The 17,637-nt window shown below is 53.7% G+C and carries 18 protein-coding genes; all 18 read left to right on the forward strand.

Features of this window, described 5'->3' with window-relative positions:
* Window positions 1-151: 151 nt before the first annotated feature.
* The 18 genes from pseB to INR99_RS05665 all read left to right on the forward strand — a co-directional run bounded on the left by pseB (window position 152) and on the right by INR99_RS05665 (window position 17,608).
* Window positions 152-1,147 (forward strand): UDP-N-acetylglucosamine 4,6-dehydratase (inverting), encoded by a 996-nt coding sequence (pseB, locus tag INR99_RS05580; RefSeq protein ID WP_194115335.1) that lies wholly within the window; start codon window positions 152-154, stop codon window positions 1,145-1,147.
* Entirely contained in the window at window positions 1,144-2,286 is a 1,143-nt protein-coding gene (gene pseC, locus INR99_RS05585) for a UDP-4-amino-4,6-dideoxy-N-acetyl-beta-L-altrosamine transaminase (RefSeq protein WP_194115336.1), read from the forward strand. Before pseB ends, pseC begins: the two co-directional genes overlap by 4 nt.
* Entirely contained in the window at window positions 2,283-2,993 is a 711-nt protein-coding gene (gene pseF / locus INR99_RS05590) for a pseudaminic acid cytidylyltransferase (RefSeq protein ID WP_194115337.1), read from the forward strand. The genes pseC and pseF overlap by 4 nt, the downstream gene beginning before the upstream one ends.
* A 5-nt stretch (window positions 2,994-2,998) precedes the next feature.
* Window positions 2,999-4,051: a UDP-2,4-diacetamido-2,4,6-trideoxy-beta-L-altropyranose hydrolase gene (gene pseG, locus INR99_RS05595; RefSeq protein WP_308431450.1), complete on the forward strand. Its 1,053-nt coding sequence runs from the start codon at window positions 2,999-3,001 to the stop codon at window positions 4,049-4,051.
* Window positions 4,035-4,946, forward strand: a complete 912-nt coding sequence (locus INR99_RS05600; protein ID WP_194115339.1) for a class I SAM-dependent methyltransferase — start codon at window positions 4,035-4,037, stop codon at window positions 4,944-4,946. The genes pseG and INR99_RS05600 overlap by 17 nt, the downstream gene beginning before the upstream one ends.
* Entirely contained in the window at window positions 4,943-5,884 is a 942-nt protein-coding gene (locus tag INR99_RS05605; RefSeq protein ID WP_194115340.1) for an ATP-grasp domain-containing protein, read from the forward strand. Before INR99_RS05600 ends, INR99_RS05605 begins: the two co-directional genes overlap by 4 nt.
* Entirely contained in the window at window positions 5,881-6,570 is a 690-nt protein-coding gene (locus INR99_RS05610; protein WP_194115341.1) for an HAD family hydrolase, read from the forward strand. Before INR99_RS05605 ends, INR99_RS05610 begins: the two co-directional genes overlap by 4 nt.
* Window positions 6,567-7,622: a pseudaminic acid synthase gene (pseI, locus tag INR99_RS05615; RefSeq protein WP_194115342.1), complete on the forward strand. Its 1,056-nt coding sequence runs from the start codon at window positions 6,567-6,569 to the stop codon at window positions 7,620-7,622. Before INR99_RS05610 ends, pseI begins: the two co-directional genes overlap by 4 nt.
* A gap of 113 nt (window positions 7,623-7,735) precedes the next feature.
* Window positions 7,736-9,595, forward strand: a complete 1,860-nt coding sequence (locus INR99_RS05620) for a tetratricopeptide repeat protein (protein ID WP_194115343.1) — start codon at window positions 7,736-7,738, stop codon at window positions 9,593-9,595.
* A 196-nt stretch (window positions 9,596-9,791) separates the two neighbouring features.
* Window positions 9,792-11,258, forward strand: a complete 1,467-nt coding sequence (locus INR99_RS17775) for a flagellin N-terminal helical domain-containing protein (protein ID WP_308431447.1) — start codon at window positions 9,792-9,794, stop codon at window positions 11,256-11,258.
* 79 nt (window positions 11,259-11,337) lie between these two features.
* The gene (locus INR99_RS05630; RefSeq protein WP_194115344.1) at window positions 11,338-11,721 is read left to right on the forward strand and encodes a flagellar protein FlaG; all 384 of its coding nucleotides are present in this window, start codon (window positions 11,338-11,340) and stop codon (window positions 11,719-11,721) included.
* A gap of 29 nt (window positions 11,722-11,750) precedes the next feature.
* Complete coding sequence (fliD, locus tag INR99_RS05635) at window positions 11,751-13,790, forward strand: flagellar filament capping protein FliD (RefSeq protein WP_194115345.1); 2,040 nt, start codon at window positions 11,751-11,753, stop codon at window positions 13,788-13,790.
* 9 nt (window positions 13,791-13,799) lie between these two features.
* Window positions 13,800-14,246 (forward strand): flagellar export chaperone FliS, encoded by a 447-nt coding sequence (fliS, locus tag INR99_RS05640; protein WP_228098092.1) that lies wholly within the window; start codon window positions 13,800-13,802, stop codon window positions 14,244-14,246.
* A 91-nt stretch (window positions 14,247-14,337) separates the two neighbouring features.
* On the forward strand, window positions 14,338-14,562 hold the full coding sequence (locus INR99_RS05645) for a hypothetical protein (protein ID WP_228098093.1): 225 nt from the start codon (window positions 14,338-14,340) through the stop codon (window positions 14,560-14,562).
* A gap of 28 nt (window positions 14,563-14,590) precedes the next feature.
* Window positions 14,591-14,962, forward strand: coding sequence for a DUF2802 domain-containing protein (locus tag INR99_RS05650; protein WP_194115347.1), 372 nt, complete (start codon window positions 14,591-14,593; stop codon window positions 14,960-14,962).
* Between the two features lie 18 nt (window positions 14,963-14,980).
* Window positions 14,981-16,111, forward strand: a complete 1,131-nt coding sequence (gene fliK / locus INR99_RS05655; protein ID WP_194115348.1) for a flagellar hook-length control protein FliK — start codon at window positions 14,981-14,983, stop codon at window positions 16,109-16,111.
* Window positions 16,108-16,464: an EscU/YscU/HrcU family type III secretion system export apparatus switch protein gene (locus INR99_RS05660; protein WP_194115349.1), complete on the forward strand. Its 357-nt coding sequence runs from the start codon at window positions 16,108-16,110 to the stop codon at window positions 16,462-16,464. The genes fliK and INR99_RS05660 overlap by 4 nt, the downstream gene beginning before the upstream one ends.
* Window positions 16,465-16,468: 4 nt before the next feature.
* The gene (locus tag INR99_RS05665; protein ID WP_194115350.1) at window positions 16,469-17,608 is read left to right on the forward strand and encodes an MFS transporter; all 1,140 of its coding nucleotides are present in this window, start codon (window positions 16,469-16,471) and stop codon (window positions 17,606-17,608) included.
* The last annotated feature ends 29 nt before the right edge of the window (window positions 17,609-17,637 follow it).

Here is a 17,637-nt window from a genome sequence, read left to right on the forward strand (position 1 = left end):
ACTAGTCAGGGTGTCGCATTGCAGCCGCAGAAAGGCTCCAGTTGGAGCGCTGCGGCTTTTTCTTATTGGTTTTCGGCATTGCCAGACGGTATCCTCGTTAAAGGGGCGTCACTGGGCGTCCGCGAGTTCAGCCTGATTCAAGAGAGTGTCCATGTTTGATGATAAATCCATCCTGATTACCGGTGGTACGGGTTCCTTTGGCCGTAAATTCATCCGTACCTTGCTTGATCGTTACAAGCCGGCGCGGGTGGTGGTGTTCTCGCGCGACGAACTCAAGCAGTTTGAAATGCAGCAGGAATTCACTGATCCGTGCATGCGCTTTTTCCTAGGTGATGTGCGTGATGGCGAGCGTCTCAAGCAGGCGATGCGCGGCGTCGATTATGTAGTGCATGCTGCCGCGCTTAAGCAGGTGCCCGCCGCCGAATACAACCCGACCGAGTGCATCCGTACCAATGTGGTTGGTGCGGAAAATGTCATCAATGCGGCCATTGAGAATGGCGTCGAAAGAGTGATCGCCCTTTCCACCGACAAGGCCGCCAGCCCGATCAATCTGTATGGCGCGACCAAGCTGCTGTCAGACAAACTGTTTATCGCTGCCAACAATATCGTGGGGGGGCACCGTACCCGTTTCGCAGTGGTGCGTTACGGCAATGTGGTTGGCTCGCGCGGTTCGGTTGTGCCGTTTTTTCGCAAGCTGATTGCCAATGGTGCGCAGAGTTTGCCGATCACTGATGCGCGCATGACCCGCTTCTGGATCACCCTGCAGCAGGGCGTGGATTTTGTCCTGAACAATTTTGGTCGCATGCAAGGTGGGGAATTGTATGTGCCAAAAATCCCATCCGTGCGCATTACCGACTTGGCGCGTGCCATGGCTCCCGATTTGCCGCAGCACATCATCGGCATTCGCCCCGGGGAAAAGCTGCATGAGCTGATGATCTCGCCAGATGACAGTTTTCACACCTATGAATATTTCGATCACTATGTGATTGCCCCGTCGATTACCTTCGTGACCCAGCATGGCTACGACAGTAATAACCTTGGTGAACAGGGGGAACTGGTCGCCGAGGGGTTTTCTTTCGCATCTGATAACAATCCCAGCTTCCTGAGCGTGGCCGAACTGCAGGAACTCGACCGGACTACACCATGATTCCCTATGGCCGTCAGCAAATCAGCGAGGAAGACATTGCTGCCGTCGAGGCTGTCCTGCGTTCGGACTGGCTGACGCAAGGGCCTGCAGTGCCTGCTTTCGAGGTGGCTTTGAGTGAGCGTACTGGCGCAACCCATGCTGTAGCGGTCAGTAGTGCCACGGCCGCATTGCATCTGGCCTGTCTGGTTGCGGGAGTGGGAGAAGGGGATCGGGTCTGGACGAGCCCGAATACCTTTGTTGCTTCAGCAAACTGTGCCAGGTATTGCGGGGCATGTGTTGATTTTATTGATATTGATCCAGATACCCTGAATATTGATATCGGGTTGCTGGCCAGGCGGCTGGCTGTCGCTGCGCAGAGTGACGCGCTGCCGAAGGTCGTGATACCGGTGGCCTTTGCGGGCCGTAGCGCCGATATGCAGGCGCTGCACTCATTGGCCCGTCAGTATGGCTTCGTGGTGATCGAAGATGCCTCGCATGCGGTGGGTGCAAGCTATCTCGGACAGCCGGTGGCGAGTGGTGAATATGCTGACATGACGGTGTTCAGCTTTCATCCAGTAAAAATCATCACCACCGCCGAAGGCGGAGCGGTGCTCACCAACCGTCGCGAGTGGGCCGATCAGCTGCAGCGCCTGCGCAGCCACGGCATTACCCGCGACCCGGTGCTGATGCATTCAGCCAGCGAGGGAGACTGGTACTACCAGATGCTGGAGTTGGGTTTCAACTACCGCATGACGGATCTTCAGGCTGCGCTGGGTCTGTCCCAGTTGCAGCGACTTGATGTCTTTCTAGAGCGGCGTCGCCAACTGGCGTGCCGTTATGCTGCCCAGCTCGCTGAACTGCCGCTGATTCTGCCGTCTCCCAGTGAGGAATCGGCCTGGCACCTGTATGTGGTGCAGCTGGTCGATGCCTCCCGCCGCAAGGCCATTTTTAACGAACTGCGCGCACGTGGCATCGGGGTGAACGTGCACTATATTCCCGTGCATCTGCAACCTTATTACCAGGCGCAAGGCTTCACTAGGGGCTATTGCCCGGTTGCCGAAGCATATTATCAGCGGGCAATCACGCTGCCACTGCATGCCGGAATGACGGATGCGCAGCAGGATGAAGTGGTCAGTGTATTGAAGGAGTTGTTGCAATGAGTGGGTGTATCGCCATCATTCCAGCACGAGGAGGCAGCAAACGGATCCCGCGCAAGAACATCCGGCTGTTCCACGGCCAGCCAATGATTGCCTATTCGATCAGGGCCGCGCTGGATTCAGGGCTGTTTGATCGTGTGGTTGTCAGTACCGACGATGCAGAAATTGCTGCTGTGGCGCGTGAATGTGGGGCAGAGATACCGTTTGTTCGTCCCGATGATTTGTCGGATGACTACGCCACTTCAATGTCAGTGGTGCAGCATGCTATTCGTGCGCTTCAGGAACAAGGTGCACAGATGGAGTTTACCTGCTGCATTTATGCAACGGCACCCTTTGTACGTCCCTCTTTTTTGGCGGAAGGATTGGCTAGGCTGCAGGCGAATCCGAATGCCTCCTATGCATTTTCCGTAACTCGGTTTCCTTTTCCGGTGCAGCGTGGAATCCGGATTAATCGCATGGGCCGAGTTGAGGCTTTGCAGCCAGAGTATCGCTTTACCCGGTCGCAGGACTTGGAGGAGGCATATCATGATGCCGCCCAGTTCTATTGGGGTAGAACCGAGGCATGGGCAAAAGATGATCTTCTATTTTCCGAATTGTCTATCCCCATAGTTTTGCCGCGCTACCTTGTACAGGATATTGATACTGTTGAGGACTGGAAATGTGCGGAGCTAATCTACACCGCCATTGCAGCTAGGGACAATTTGCCTTGAAGCGGGTGTTGATCCGGGCGGATGCGTCTGCTGAGATTGGTAGTGGCCATGTCATGCGGTGTTTGACCCTTGCAGATGCGCTTCGATCCAATCATTATGACGTCCACTTTTACTGTAGTAAGTTACCTGGAAATTTGATCGAATCAATCGAAGCTCAGGGCTACAAGGTATTCAAGGGTGGTGGCCTGGTTGCTGGTGATCAAACATCTGGATTTTGGGATGATGAATGCATAGTCAATCCATTGATGGTTGACTATGAGTGGTTGATTGCCGATCACTATCAACTTGATGTCCGGTTTGAAAGCAAAATGCGCAAGAAATGCCGTTTCGTCGCGGTTATTGATGATTTATGCAATCGTGTGCATGCTGCTGATATCGTTGTTGACCAAGGGATTGATGCGGACCTCTCCTCATATCGAGCCTTGGTTTCGCCTGCATGTCGACTCCTGCTTGGGCCGAAATTTGCATTGCTGAGAAGGGAGTTTTCAGAGTTCGCTTGTCAAGCACCCAAGCATTTGGCAAAAAAAATCTTGGTGAATTTTGGCGGGGCGGACCCGCATGGATCAACTTTGCAAGTATTGCAGGCCTTATCTGGTCGGGCACAATTTGAGCCAGTTGTAGTGGCTGGCTGGGCGAATCCGGATTGGGATAAAATTCATCAGATATGTATTGCTGAAAATTGGCGAGCATATCGCTCTGTTTCCAATATGGCCGAGCTAATGTCCGGGATGGATCTGGCAATTGGCGCGGTTGGTGGGAGTACTTGGGAGCGCTGTGCAGTTGGACTGCCTGCAATTTGTATTGCGGTTGCTGAGAACCAGCTTGGACTCGCCAGATCATTAGAAAGTCATGGTGTGATCGAGTTGCTGGGTGAGGCTGCGCAAGTGACAGAAAGAAAGATTCTAGATGCACTTGAGGGGCTTGCCCCAGATTTGCTGAGGCGTGAAAAGATGGTTCAGCGTGGACGTGCACTGGTTGACGGGCAGGGAGTACGGCGTGTACTCGATGAAATGCGCCGTATCGAGATAAATGGGGCAACAGATGCAAGAATGGGATGAAAAAATGAAAACGGACGGTGTGCGTGAACATGAGCTCGGGTTTTTTCAGCTCGATCCGATTCCATCGGGTGGGGAGCTGACCTCATTTTATCAAAGCCGCTATTATGATTTGTTGCGTCAAGGAGGTCGGGCACCTGAAATTCGAAAATTGCTAGATGCGCAAGGTGAACGTCAAGATGAACTTGACTGGTTGCAGGCAACTCTGTACCAAGATGTTGCTGATGCAATTCGCCAGCATGTCCCGCAAGGGGGGCGCTTGCTCGATGTTGGATGTGGCTCCGGTGATTTGCTGGAGTATTTGTCCAGCCAGGGTTTTTCTGCAAGTGGCATTGAGCCTTCCACTGATGCAACAGCAATTGCAGTGTCAAGGGGATTGAAGGTCAATACGGCAACACTGGAGAATTGGGCTGCCTTGCCAGAAAATAAAGCAAGCTACGATGCAATTACATTGATGAATGTTCTTGAGCACGTCCCAGATCCGCTTCAAGTGCTCGAATGCCTTCATTCTCTGCTACGGCCATCTGGTGTACTTTGCTTTCGTGTGCCGAATGACTTCACTCCGTTGCAGGCTGCTGCAGAGAATATGGGAATCAGTCGCAAACAGTGGTGGGTTGCCAAGCCTGATCACATTAATTATTTTTCCGAGGAATCGGCACGGGCGTCTTGCGCTACCGTTGGGTTGGAGGTGGTTGATGTCACAGCTGACTTTCCGATGGAGTTCTTTCTGCTGATGGGCATGAACTACATCGATGAGCCTCAACTTGGTAAACAAGTGCATGGAATGCGTCGCTCACTTGAAATGGCGATGCCAACACCCATGCGCCAGACCTTGTATCGAGCATTTGCTGAAATGGGTATGGGTCGGAACATCATGGTTACTGCAAAGCGGCAATGAATGTTCTGATTTGTAGTGCTGCGAGAAAGGTATGGCTTATTGACGCATTCAAGTCCGCCCTTTCCGAATCGGGTGGGCTGGTCTTTGCTGCGGATGCAGACCCCTTGGCCGTTGCATTGCGGGTTGCGGATGGTGGACTAATCTTGCCCTGTCTCAATGTTGCTGAATATGAACAGGTATTATTGCAGGAGTGCAAAAAGCATAACATCCAGCTGATTATTCCAACAAGAGATGCCGAATTAACTTGGTTTTCTGAGAGGCTGGGATTTTTTGCGCTGCATGGCATACAGGTGATGCTTTCGTCCAGTGAGTCTGTACGTATTTGCCAGGATAAATTGAGTTTCTGTTTACACTGCGAGTGCTATGGGTATTCTGTACCAAAACGCGCAGTGTCTCTGACGGATAAACCCGAGTACCCCTTGTTTGCCCGTCCCAGAACAGGAGCTGGGGGTCGTGGCACTTGTCGGATCAATGATGATGTTTCTCTGCAGCAGTTGACCCCATGGAGTCAATGGCTTATTCAGGAGTTAATTGAGAAGCCGGAATATACTCTCGATCTTTTCGCAGATTTCGAAGGGCGGGTGTTAAGTGTTGTTCCGCGGCAGCGACTGAGGGTCGTGGCGGGAGAAAGCACGGTTGGTGTGACTGTTGAGGCACCGTACCTGATTGAGCGTGCTATCTCCTTGGCTCAAAGCCTCCATCTGGTCGGGCATAACACGCTGCAGTGTTTCTGGGACGGGGGGGAGCCACTTTGGATTGAAATTAATCCGCGGTATGGGGGGGGGGCTTCACTTGGCTTTGCGGCAGGTGCGAACACCCCGTTGATGTTATTGCGCTTGCTTGCCGGGGAAGAAGTGTTGCCGTGCATTGGGGAATATGAAAGAGGGCTTTATTTATATCGCTACAGTACTGATCTGTATGTGCGAGGTGCAATGTGAGCCTGGCAGGGATTCTGCTCGATCTGGACGATACCCTCTACCCTGAGAATGACTATTTCCGAAGTGGTCTGGCTGCGGTAGCTGAGTGGTTGCATTTGAATTACGGCAATGCTCCTGGTCTTCAGGATTTACTTGATGATGTTGGTAAGCACGGCCGAAAAGGTGTGCTGGATCGAATCCCTGTACCTCTTGCTGCAGTCGGGATGGATCGTTCCGCATGGCGGCATATGCTGCTGCAAATTTACCGGTTGCATGAACCTGAAATCCATTTAAGTCCCGATTTTGCTAACTTTCTTGAGGATTGTCGTAGAAGACAATGCCGAACTGCTCTTATTACTGATGGTAAATCTTGTGTTCAATGGCGAAAGATTAGGGCGCTAGGATTGCAGTCGCTAATTGATGTAATAGTTGTCACTGACGATATTGAAGCACCGAAGCCATCATTGTTACCTTTTTTGATTGCTTCACAACGCTTGCAATGCCAAGTTGATGAGTGCATTTATATTGCAGATGATGCCAGTAAGGACTTTTTTGCACCACGGCAGTTAGGTATGAGGACGTTGCAAGTCAGTCGAGCACTGCAGTATCCGCTTGCCCGTCCAGCTCCTTCGGTGGATTATGAAGCCGAGCATTGTGTTGCTTCTTTGGCTGATGCGGCATCTTTTATTTTTGGAGGGCATGAATGAGTACGGCGTTCAATATTGGTGGTCGTGTGATTTCACGCGAGGTTTCCCCTTTTGTAATAGCAGAAATGTCCGGTAATCATAACCAGTCCTTAGAGCGGGCGCTGGCTATTGTTGATGCCGCTGCGGCCGCTGGTGCGCATGCAATCAAGCTGCAAACGTATACGGCAGATACGATGACCCTCGATATTTCTGCCGGCGAATTCAGTATCGAGGACCCGAATAGCCTTTGGTATGGGAGTTCTCTCTATCAACTTTACCAGCAGGCATACACTCCTTGGGAGTGGCATGAGCCGATCATGGCTCATGCTCGCCAGCTGGGAATGCTATGTTTTTCGACGCCATTTGATGAGTCCGCTGTTGATTTTTTGGAAGGGCTCAATGTGCCAGCGTATAAAATCGCGAGTTTCGAAAATACAGATTTGCAGTTGATCCGCAAGGTGGCTGCTACTGGCAAACCTATGATTATCTCAACGGGAATGGCTAGTGTCTCTGAATTGGGTGATGCTGTTGCGACTGCGCGCGATGCAGGTTGTAAAAATCTCATCTTATTGAAATGTACAAGCACGTATCCTGCGTCGCCAGCCAATACGAATTTGCTGACTATTCCTCACATGAGGCAGCTTTTCGACTGCGAGGTGGGTATTTCTGATCACACTATGGGGGTTGGCGTTTCTGTGGCTGCGGTAGCGCTAGGTGCTACTGTAATAGAGAAACATTTTACTCTTTCTCGTGATGATGGTGGGGTTGACTCTGCTTTTTCCCTTGAGCCCCATGAAATGGAAGCTCTTGTTATTGAAAGTGATCGGGCTTGGAAAGCAATGGGCGGCATTCATTATGGGAGCAGTAAAGCAGAAGAGCAGAGCAAGTTGCATCGGCGCTCATTGTATGTGACCCAAGATTTGCCTGCTGGTGCTGTTTTAACGCGGGAAAATATCCGGGCGATTCGGCCGGGGCTTGGCTTGCCGACCAAATATTTTGAGCAGGTTATCGGGCGGAAAATCAATGTGTCGGTCAAGAAAGGGACGCCGGTTTCATGGGCGTTGCTTTCATAATGGTTTGGCTGTTTTCAGTGTAATATGTGTTCTTTGACGCAAGTTTTTATCGGGTGAGGTGCTTGGTGGCTAAATCGGCTTTGTCGGCTATGAAGTTGGCGCGTGATGTCGGCATGAAAGGCGAATTGTTGCGTGCCTATCGAATCGCTGAAAAGTACGAGGGGCAGTTGCGTGAGCATTACGAGGCGCAATATCTTTTTGCATCACTTGCGGCAATGTTGTCAAAGTATGATATTGCTCTTTTGGCTGCGCTTAGAGCTTATGAGCAAAATCCTGATTCGTATGATGCAGCCTTGCTTCTCGGAAAGATATACTTGGCACTGAGAGAGCGTGACAAGGCGTGTGAGTTTTTTGCTTTTGCGCATGCCATCGCTCCTCAAGAGAAGGAGGCTGCAGTTTATTATGCGGTTGAACTTTATAACGCCAGCAAACCGAGCGAGGCGGAGACAGTTGTTCGTGAATTGTACGGGGTGTTGGGCGACGATCCAGATGTCAATTCGATTTTGGCGATGATATGGTCTGGGGCGGGTTTGAATTCTGAGGCCAGAGCCCTGATCGAGCGATGCAATTGTAACGAAATTGAGAATATTGATTTTTTGAGTCGCTATTTTGAAGTGCTTATTTCGGCGCAGGATGTTAATGCTGCCATTAAGGTTGCAGAGCGCATGATCGCCATTTTGTCCCGTAACGGCGGGCGAGCAGGTCAGCTTGCTTCGGCCTGGGGCGATCTCGGCGCCGCATATGTTGCCGCAAATAATTCGGTTGCGGCAATGGAGGCGTTTCGAAAGGCACTTGATATTGACCCGTCCAGTAAACAGGCTCTGGTTAATAAAGCGGCGCTTCATAAAAGTCTCGAACAATATGTGGATTCGGTTGCTTGTTATAAAGTTGCAGCCGCACATTATCCGAATGATCCGCAGTTGTGCCATCATCTTAATTTGCTTCTTCGGGAAATGGGCTTTCTGGAAGAGTCGATTAAATATGGCGAAATGGCCGTGGCCATGCGCCCTGATTCCGTCAATTATCTGACCAATCTTGGATGCAGTTACTTTGCAACAGGCCGACTGGATAGAGCATGGACTTATTATGAGTATCGCATGAATGAAGTTGCGGCTACATACCGTGGGCTGGGTCTTCCGTTCTGGCAGGGAGATGCATTGAATGGTCGTCGTTTGCTGGTTGTTCGCGAGCAGGGGATTGGCGATGAAATGTTGTTCTCCCCTTTGCTACGCGATTTGCCTGTTGAAACAGAGCAGATCGGCTTTGCTGTGCAACCAAAACTGCTTAACCTGATGCAGCGAACCTTCCCGGCACTGAAGGTATTCTGTGCAGATACTGCGTCGCATGAATGGTTGCGTACCAACTTTGATTGTGTGATCTCACTGGCATCCCTTGGCGGTTTGTACCGCAGAAATGTTTCTGATTTCTATGGAAAAATTGTTGCCTTGGAGCTTGATCCGGCCAGGGTTGAAGCGTTCACAGACCGGTTTTCTTTGCTGCCAAGTGGCTTGAAAATCGGTTTTTCTTGGCGAAGCGGCTTGCGTGGTCTGCGCCGTGATGTGCACTACCCGGATGATTTCAACCTCTGGCAGCCACTGTTTGACTTGCCAGGAATCCAATGGGTGAACGCCCAGTACGGTGTTACAGAGGGTGAAATCACTGAACTCCAGCAGCGATTGGGATCGCGCTTTCATCCGTTTGCGGACGTTGATCATTATGCAGATCTGGATTCTTCCTGCGCGTTGCTGCGATCTTGCGATCTTGTGATCGCTCCATGTAATTCGATCGCGGTTCAGGCTGGGATGGTTGGGCGCCCCGTGCTGCGGATGGCATATGGCACAGATTATTTTATGCTGGGCACCGACCACTACCCATGGCTGCCCACCGTTCAGCCCATGGTGCGTGCGTATGATGAGCCTTGGGAGGGCGTTTTTTCTCGCTTGCGGTCCATCCTTTCTGGCTTGCTTGGTTGATACTGTGCCATGTATGGCATTGCAGTGCTTTAAATGCAAGAGTTCTGGTGGGATAGGGTTGTTTTTTCGCGATTTTAAAATTTCTATCATCAAGCACTAAAGTTCTTGCCGCGACTGGACGATATAGCTTCCAAGAGCCAGGGCAGGCGATGGTTTCGGGGCCTGACTGATTGCTTCTGACATCTAGGAGAAGATCATGCAAGTTATTCAAACCAATGTTCCGTCGCTGAACTCGCAAAACACGTTGGCCAAGACCAATAGCGGTATGGCTACCGCAATGCAGCGCCTGTCGTCAGGCATGCGCATTAACAGCGCCAAGGATGATGCGGCTGGTCTGGCCATTTCTGATCGGATGTCGAGTCAGATCAATGGTCTGGATCAAGCTCGTCGCAATGCCAATGATGGTATTTCGCTGGCGCAAACTGCCGAAGGTGCCCTGCAAAGTTCGGGCGACATTCTGCAACGGATCCGTCAACTGGCTGTGCAGTCGGCAAACGGCTCCAATTCGGGTAGCGATCGCCAGGCTTTGCAGGCGGAAGTGTCGAATCTGGTGACTGAACTGGATCGGATCGCCGGTTCAACCAATTTCAACGGTCTGAATCTGCTTGACGGGTCGAACGGTTCGCTGGACTTTCAGGTTGGCGCTAATGCCTATCAGACCATCAATGTTTCTACTTCCGACGTTCGTACCAGTAAATATGGTTTGAATACTCTCGCGACGTCGGCCTTGGCCGCGGTAGCATTGACCACTACTACTGGTGGTACCAAGTTGACCAACGGTACTCTAGTTATCAATGGTTTGACTTCGGCTTCGCTGACAGTGGGTTCGCTTGATAGTGCCAAGGACCTAGCGGACAAGATTAACTCGAAATCTGAAATTACCGGCGTTACTGCATCGGCGCAGACCTTTGCCAAGCTTACTTTTACATCTTCTGGCTCCAATACCATCAGCCTGAAGTCGAACAATAGTACAGCTGTTAACGTAACGTTCAATCTCGGCGCCGGTCTGGATGCGGCTGAAGATTTCACTCAGGCTGTAAGCGAAATCAACAAGCGCTCATCCGAAACCGGTGTGACCGCAAAGGTCGGTGATGATGGCAAATCGATTGAACTGCAAAACGGCAATGGCAATTCAATCGCCGTGTCTTCCACTCAAGTCGCCACCCTGACTACCGGGACTCGCTTGGCGAGTGGTCATATCACCTACTCGGCTGCAGGCCTGGCTACTACTGGCCTGACTTTTGGCGCAGAAGCCCAGGGTACGGTGACATTGGATGCGACCAATGGCTTCAGCCTCGCTGGTGCAGCCAATGCCAATTTCTTGGGTACTAATTCGGATGCGACCAATACAGTAAATACGATCAGTGTCGGTACAGCGCAAGATGCCGCCATGGCAATCCGGGTTGTCGACGCCGCGCTGGGTAATATCGATAGCATCCGTGCCAACTACGGTGCAATCCAGAATCGCTTCGAAACGACTATCCAGAATCTGGCAACGACGTCACAGAACCTGTCGGCTTCCCGCAGTCGTATCCGCGATACCGACTACGCGGCCGAAACGGCAAATCTGGCCAAGTCGCAGGTGCTGCAACAGGCTGGTACGGCGATGCTGGCGCAAGCCAACGCACTGCCGCAGCAGGTGCTGACACTGCTGCGTGGCTAACCCCGGATCTGAGTATCGAGTAAACTAGGAGTGCCCCGGAGCAGTCGCTTCGGGGCACTTGCGCAAAGGAGATCCGATCATGCAGATCAATTCCTTGGGTTCAGCCAACTCGGCAGGCTTGCCGCGTGCTGAAGAACAGCTCAGACAGGCGTCCACACAAAGTGCTGGCGTGAAGGTGAGTGATGCCGTGTCGGTGGCGCGTGATGCAGTTCCGGCGGTTCAGCAAGCCGAGCGCAGCAATGAGGTTGCGGAAGCGGTTAAAAAGATCAACGAAACGATCAAGTCGTTCAATCAGAATGTGGGTGTCGAATTCTCTACCGACAGCGATACCAGCACGCCGGTAGTTCGTGTGATTGACACCACTTCGAAAGAAGTTCTGCGACAAATTCCGACCGAGGAAGCGCTGCAGATCGCGAAAGCGATTGACCGCTTGCAGGGTCTGCTGGTACGTGACAAGGCTTGATCAGCCGCTGATTTGTAAGGAGTGGAGCCATGGCTGGCGCGATTAGTGGTAGTGGCGGTATCGATGTGAATTCGCTGGTATCCCAGTTGATGAACGCCGAGCGTCTGCCTGCGCAAAAAATGCTCGTCAAGGAAACGTCGCTCAAAGCGAAGCTGAGTGCCTATGGCACGATCAAGGGGGCACTCGGGGCGTTTCAGACATCCTTGGCAAAACTGAATAGCCAAGCGAGTTATCAGGGCTCTACCTCCGCCACTACGTCCGATGATACTGCTGTCAAGGTGGCTGCGGGTGCTGCGGCACAAGCTGGCAAATACAATATTGAAGTCACTCAGCTAGCGACTTCGCAAAAACTGGCCACCAGTGCGGTATTCAGCAAACTGACCGATGAAGTGGGTACTGGTACGCTGACCATCGATTTTGGCACGCACGGCACTGGCGGCTTTGCCCTGAATCCGGAGCGCACTTCTCTCAATATTACTATTGATGCCAGCAACAATTCTTTGGCCGGCGTCCGTGATGCCATCAATAAGGCCGGAGCTGGTGTGACGGCCAGTATTGTGAATGATGGTACGGGTTATCGTCTTGCCCTGTCGTCTACAGAAACAGGCAGCAAGAATGCAATGCGGATTACCGTGGCCGAGACGGGCAGCGCGCCGACCAATACGGATAACAGCGGACTCTCCGTGCTTGCTTATGATCCATCTGCCACGACCCCTGCTCCTGTTCCGGGCGATCCGCCTGTGCCGGCTCCCGTCGGCTCCATGACGCAGAATCAGGCTGCCAAGGATGCCGTGTTCAAGGTCGATGGTATTGCGATCACTAAATCAAGCAATGTGGTCAGTGACGCGGTCGACGGCTTGACGCTGACACTGCTGAAGGAAACCACCAGTGCTGCAAAGGTGGAGGTCAACAAGAGTGCGGCTTCGATCAGTGCCCCGCTACAAGCCATGGTCAAAGCCTATAACGAACTGGTCAAAACCATGCGGGATCTGACCAAGGCTTCGACCGAGAACCAGAAGCCTGGCCAGTCTAACGATGCCCAGGTATTGAACGGCGAGAGTCTTCCCCGCTTGATCGAAGCAGAGTTGCGTGCAGTGATGAATCAGGCACTTCCTTACACGGGGGGGGATGTCAAGGCACTGGCCCAGGTCGGAATCAGTTTTGATCGAACTGGCGTCATGAAACTTGATGAGAGCAAACTGGCGGCTGCCATGGCGGCAGATCCGGATGGGGTCACCAGCCTTTTTGCTTCAAATGGTCGCATTGATGACAAGTTTGTCAAAATCGAATCGCTTGGTAAGGGTCTGGATGCGGGCAACTATGAACTGAATGTGTCCCAGCTCGCGACACAGGGGAAGTTTGCTGCAGCCTCAGGCTTGGCAGGCTCTGTGGTGATTACTGGCAGCAACAAGTCGCTTTCCTTGTCGGTTGATGGCACTGCAATCGGGATTGATCTTACCGAGGGCACCTATACGCCAGCGCAACTCGCCGCTGAATTGCAGACCAGAATCAACTCGCATAGCAGCCTTACGGCCAAATCCAGCAAGGTAGAGGTTTCGCTGGATGCTTCCAATCAGCTGGTCATCTCTTCGCAGAAATACGGTGATGAATCGAAAGTCAACGTAGCAAGTGCGCACGCAGATCTGGGGTTGACCGGCGGTACGGCTACTGATGGCGTCGATGCCGCTGGTACCCTGAATGGGATTGCCCTGAAGGGTGATGGACAGAAGTTGTACACCGACGCCGGCTTCAAGGTTACTGTTTCCGGTGGATCTACCGGCAGCCGTGGTGCGGTTGAAGTTTCGCAAGGTTTCGCTTATCAGCTGGATCAGACCATTGCCAAAATGGTGGATGGCAAAGGCGCCATTGGCGTGAAACTGGAATCGCTAAACAAGAGCATTCGCAGTGTTCAGGATCAGCAACAGCGTTTCGAACTGCGAATGGGGATCATCGAAAAACGCTACCGAGCCGAATTCGTGGCTCTTGATGGTTTGTTGACCTCCATGCAGAGCCAGAGTAATGCGCTCAGCCAGCAACTGGCAGCATTGCCTGGGCTGTCGTCCTCCTAAGGGCAAAACATGAGTACCATGATCAATAAAAAAGCAATGGCGGCTTATGGCGCGCAGAGTCTCGATGCCGATGTTGCGGCCGCGTCACCGCATCGCCTTATTATTTTGTTGTATGACGGAGCGATACAGTCCGTGACGCTGGCCAGGATGTTCATGGAGAATGGTTCAATCGCGGAAAAAGGGGCTGCCATTTCCAAAGCGATTGCCATTATTGAGGATGGCCTGCGCCTCAGCCTGGATCGCGAAACAGGCGGGGAGCTCGCGGATAATCTGGATGCACTGTATGAATACATGAGCCATGTGCTCCTTGAGGCCAATTTGCATAACCGGCTGGATTCACTCGATCAGATCCTGATCTTGCTGAAGGATTTGCGTGAGGCTTGGGAGAGTATCCCATTCGATGCTCGCCATCAGTCTTCGGCGCAGGTTGAGGCCATCCAGCATGGACGAGTCTGATTTCCGCCTGATTCATGAGCAGTACGCTCTGCTGTTGCGGGGGCTGACTGCTGCTCGGGATTTGGCGGGAGCAGAAGACTGGGATTCGCTGATGCCCTTGCTGCCTGCTTTGCAGCATGGCATGGACACCCTGCCTTACGTGGCTGTGAATGAGCTTGATGCATCGCAATTGATGTGCTGGACTGAAATGGCGAATGCGTTGCAGCAAGCATTTGCGGGGCTGCATCCTGTACTGGCCGGTCGCCGAGCAAATCTGGCGCTTGAATTGCAGGGCCTCAACAACCAGGGCAAATTACTGCGTACATACGGCGGCTGAGCTGCCTGGTCACAGAGAGAGGCGCACCGTGCAACCGCTATGGCTGATTGTTCCTGTTGTTGTGCTACTTGTCGTGATGGTGCTGTTCGCGCTGCAGTTTCGCCAGCTGTCCCGGCAACGCACAGAAATCGGCCTCTTGGCGGAGCGAATTGCCGTGCTTGAACAAGACCTGGCCAACCAATCCCTGCGCCTATCCGCGGTTCAACTGGTACAGAACCACGCCTTGGATGATGGGGCCACCAGCTTGCCCGATTCCCAGTCCGATACCAGCCCCTATCAGCAGGCGATACGCATGGTGACGGCTGGTGCTGGTGTTGAGGAAATCCAGCGCGAGTGTGGCCTGGCACGCGGCGAGGCAGAGCTGATCGTGTCCCTGTACCATCTGCCGCGTCATGGCTGATTGCCTGCGGAGTTCGTGATGCTGCCTGGTTCAACTCCTGTCAGTCTCGTGCAGAATTACCTCCGAGTTCAGGAGGGCTTGGTTGATACGCTGCGCCCTGAATCCGTAGGAAAGCTGCTGCTCACGGTCGGGGAGCGTGTGCAGGCGATCGTGCAGGATGTGCTGCCCAATGGCCGATTTGCCGTGCTGGTCAAGGATCAGCTGCTCGACATGAATCTGCCCCGCAATACCCAGCCAGGTAGTAAGCTGGAACTCACTGTTCTAGAGGCTTCTCCAAGAATACGGTTTGCCCTCTCTGGTGGTGCGGCCGTGGAAGGGCAAGCCCTTCCGGTCGCGCTCAGTCAAACTGGCCAACGCCTCGCGGCATTGCTTGAACAGTTTGCACCGCCTGATAAAGCCGCGGTTCCAACCGCAGGAGCTCCCTTGATCGCCGACGAGCAGCCGGATATACCACAGCTCGCACGTCAGCTTGCGGCCCGTCTCGGAGAGAGTGGTCTGTTCTATGAGTCTCATCAGGCCGAGTGGGTGACGGGTACTCGCAGTTTGCCGCAATTGCTGGCGGAGCCCCAAAGCAACTGGAGCAAGGAGGCCGTTGGCTCTGCGGCGAATCATCCCCCCGCCGGCAAGACCATGCACGATGCGTCGGAGCCGGTTGTGCGGCAGAGCCAGCAGGCAGCTCCAACCGCTGCCGGTCCCGAAGACGGACGTATTCCGATGACTGATCCTCAGGGCAGGGGGGCGCAGCTTGCTGATGCGCAGGCCGCCAGTTTGCGGCAGATGGTGCAGCAGCAGTTGGCCTTGCTCGAACAGCGCCCCCTGGTTTGGCAAGGGCAGGCATGGGCTGGTCAGCCTCTGGAATGGACCTTGAACTGGGAGCGGGATGCCCGCAGCCCGGATGGGGCTTCCGCCGATGATGCACGAATATGGCAGAGCCGGATGGATCTGCAACTGCCCAGGCTTGGATCCTTGACGGTGCTGACGCGAATGCATCAGGGGGAGTTCAGTGTGCGCATTGTGATCCCCGATGAGGCTGGCCGTAGTGAGTTCGCTGTCGCATTGCCACAGCTGGCTGGCCGTTTTGCCGCCGCTGGTTTGCCTTTGGTGCAGGCGCAGCTGAGCGCGAGCGAATCAGCCGAGGAGGACGGATGAAAAAGGTGCAGCGGCAGGCTGACCGGCTGCAGGCGGTGGCGCTCGCCTACGCCGAAGGAAGTGGTGCGCCACGGGTCGCTGCCAAAGGGCGTGGACTGCTGGCCGAGAAAATCATCGATAAGGCGAAAGAGGCCGGCGTGTTCGTGCATGAGTCGCCCGAGCTGGTATCACTGTTGTTGCAGGTGGATCTTGACCAGCATATTCCTCCGCAACTCTATCGTGCTGTTGCAGAGCTGCTGGCCTTTGTCTATCTGCTGGAGAAAGGTGCTGCACCGGACAGTCCGGATTTGACAGCGCTGTTGCCGGCGGGTGACGATGCGCAGGCAAATTCCCCTCCTTCCATAGCCGAGTAAGTTCATGTCTTTGTCTGCTGCACGTTTTCGCCGGGCACATCTGGCGATTGCCACCCTGTTTTTTGCGCTGGGGATCAACTACGGCACTTGGGCGGCACGTATTCCGGCGCTCAAGCAGCAACTGCAGATGAATGATGCCGAGGTAGGAATTTTTTTGCTGGCATCTGGATTGGGTGCGGTTTTTTCTTTTCCGTTGACGGCCTGGATTTTGCAGCGCTTTGGTACACGAACAGCCTGTCTGCTGGCAGCTGGCGGTTTACCGCTGGTATTGCTGTTGCTGGCGGGCGTAAGCAACTACCCGGCTGGCGTGAGCATCATGGTATTTGAGGGGGTATTGGCCAGCTGTCTGAATGTCGCCATGAACACGCAAGCCGTGGAGCTTGAGGCGCAGTCCGGCCGGATGGTCATGTCGCGGTTGCACGCCATTTTCAGCCTGGGACTATTCTCTGCAGCCCTGCTCGCATGGCTGGTGCAAAGCATCACGCCGCTGTTGTGGCAGCATTTTGTGCTGGCTGCTGTATTGCTGATCAGCGCTGCGATCTATGCGGCAGGCGGGCTGTTGCCGACAAGGCCGGCGGCAGAGGAGCCGGGAAGTCAGGGCAGGCGCTTCGCCTTGCCTGCCGGTGCCGCACTGGGATTCGGTGTGCTGGCTTTTTGTGGCACGATTGTTGAGGGTTCCATGAATGACTGGACTGCTCTCTATCTGAAAGAGGTTGCCGGGGCCAGCGAGCGGGCAGCGGTGACCGGCCTTGCTGCCTTTTCGGCGACGATGCTGATTTCACGCTGGTTCGGTGATGCATGGCGCTTGCGGTTTGGTGCCCGCAAGTTGCTGCTGGGTGGTGGCTTGCTGACTGGCCTGGCCTTGCTGCTCGGGGTCGGTCTGGCGGGATTCTGGCCGGGGGTCTTGGCATTCGCGCTGGCTGGGCTCGGGATGGCGGCGGTGTCTCCCTGTGTGTATCAGGGAGCCGCAAGACATGGTGCGATCACGCTGGCGGCGGTAACCACCATGGGATCGATCGGTGCACTGCTTGGGCCACCCCTGCTCGGTTTTGTTGCGCACGCCTCTTCGCTGGCTTGGGCGATGGCGATTGTGGCGGTCATGGCGCTGCTGATTGCTTTGCTAAGCCGTTCCGTGAGGTGGTGATGGGTATGTGTCGCTAAGCCATTACTTTC

It is taken from the genome of Chitinilyticum piscinae (assembly GCF_015223195.1).
Taxonomy (GTDB): domain Bacteria; phylum Pseudomonadota; class Gammaproteobacteria; order Burkholderiales; family Chitinibacteraceae; genus Chitinilyticum; species Chitinilyticum piscinae.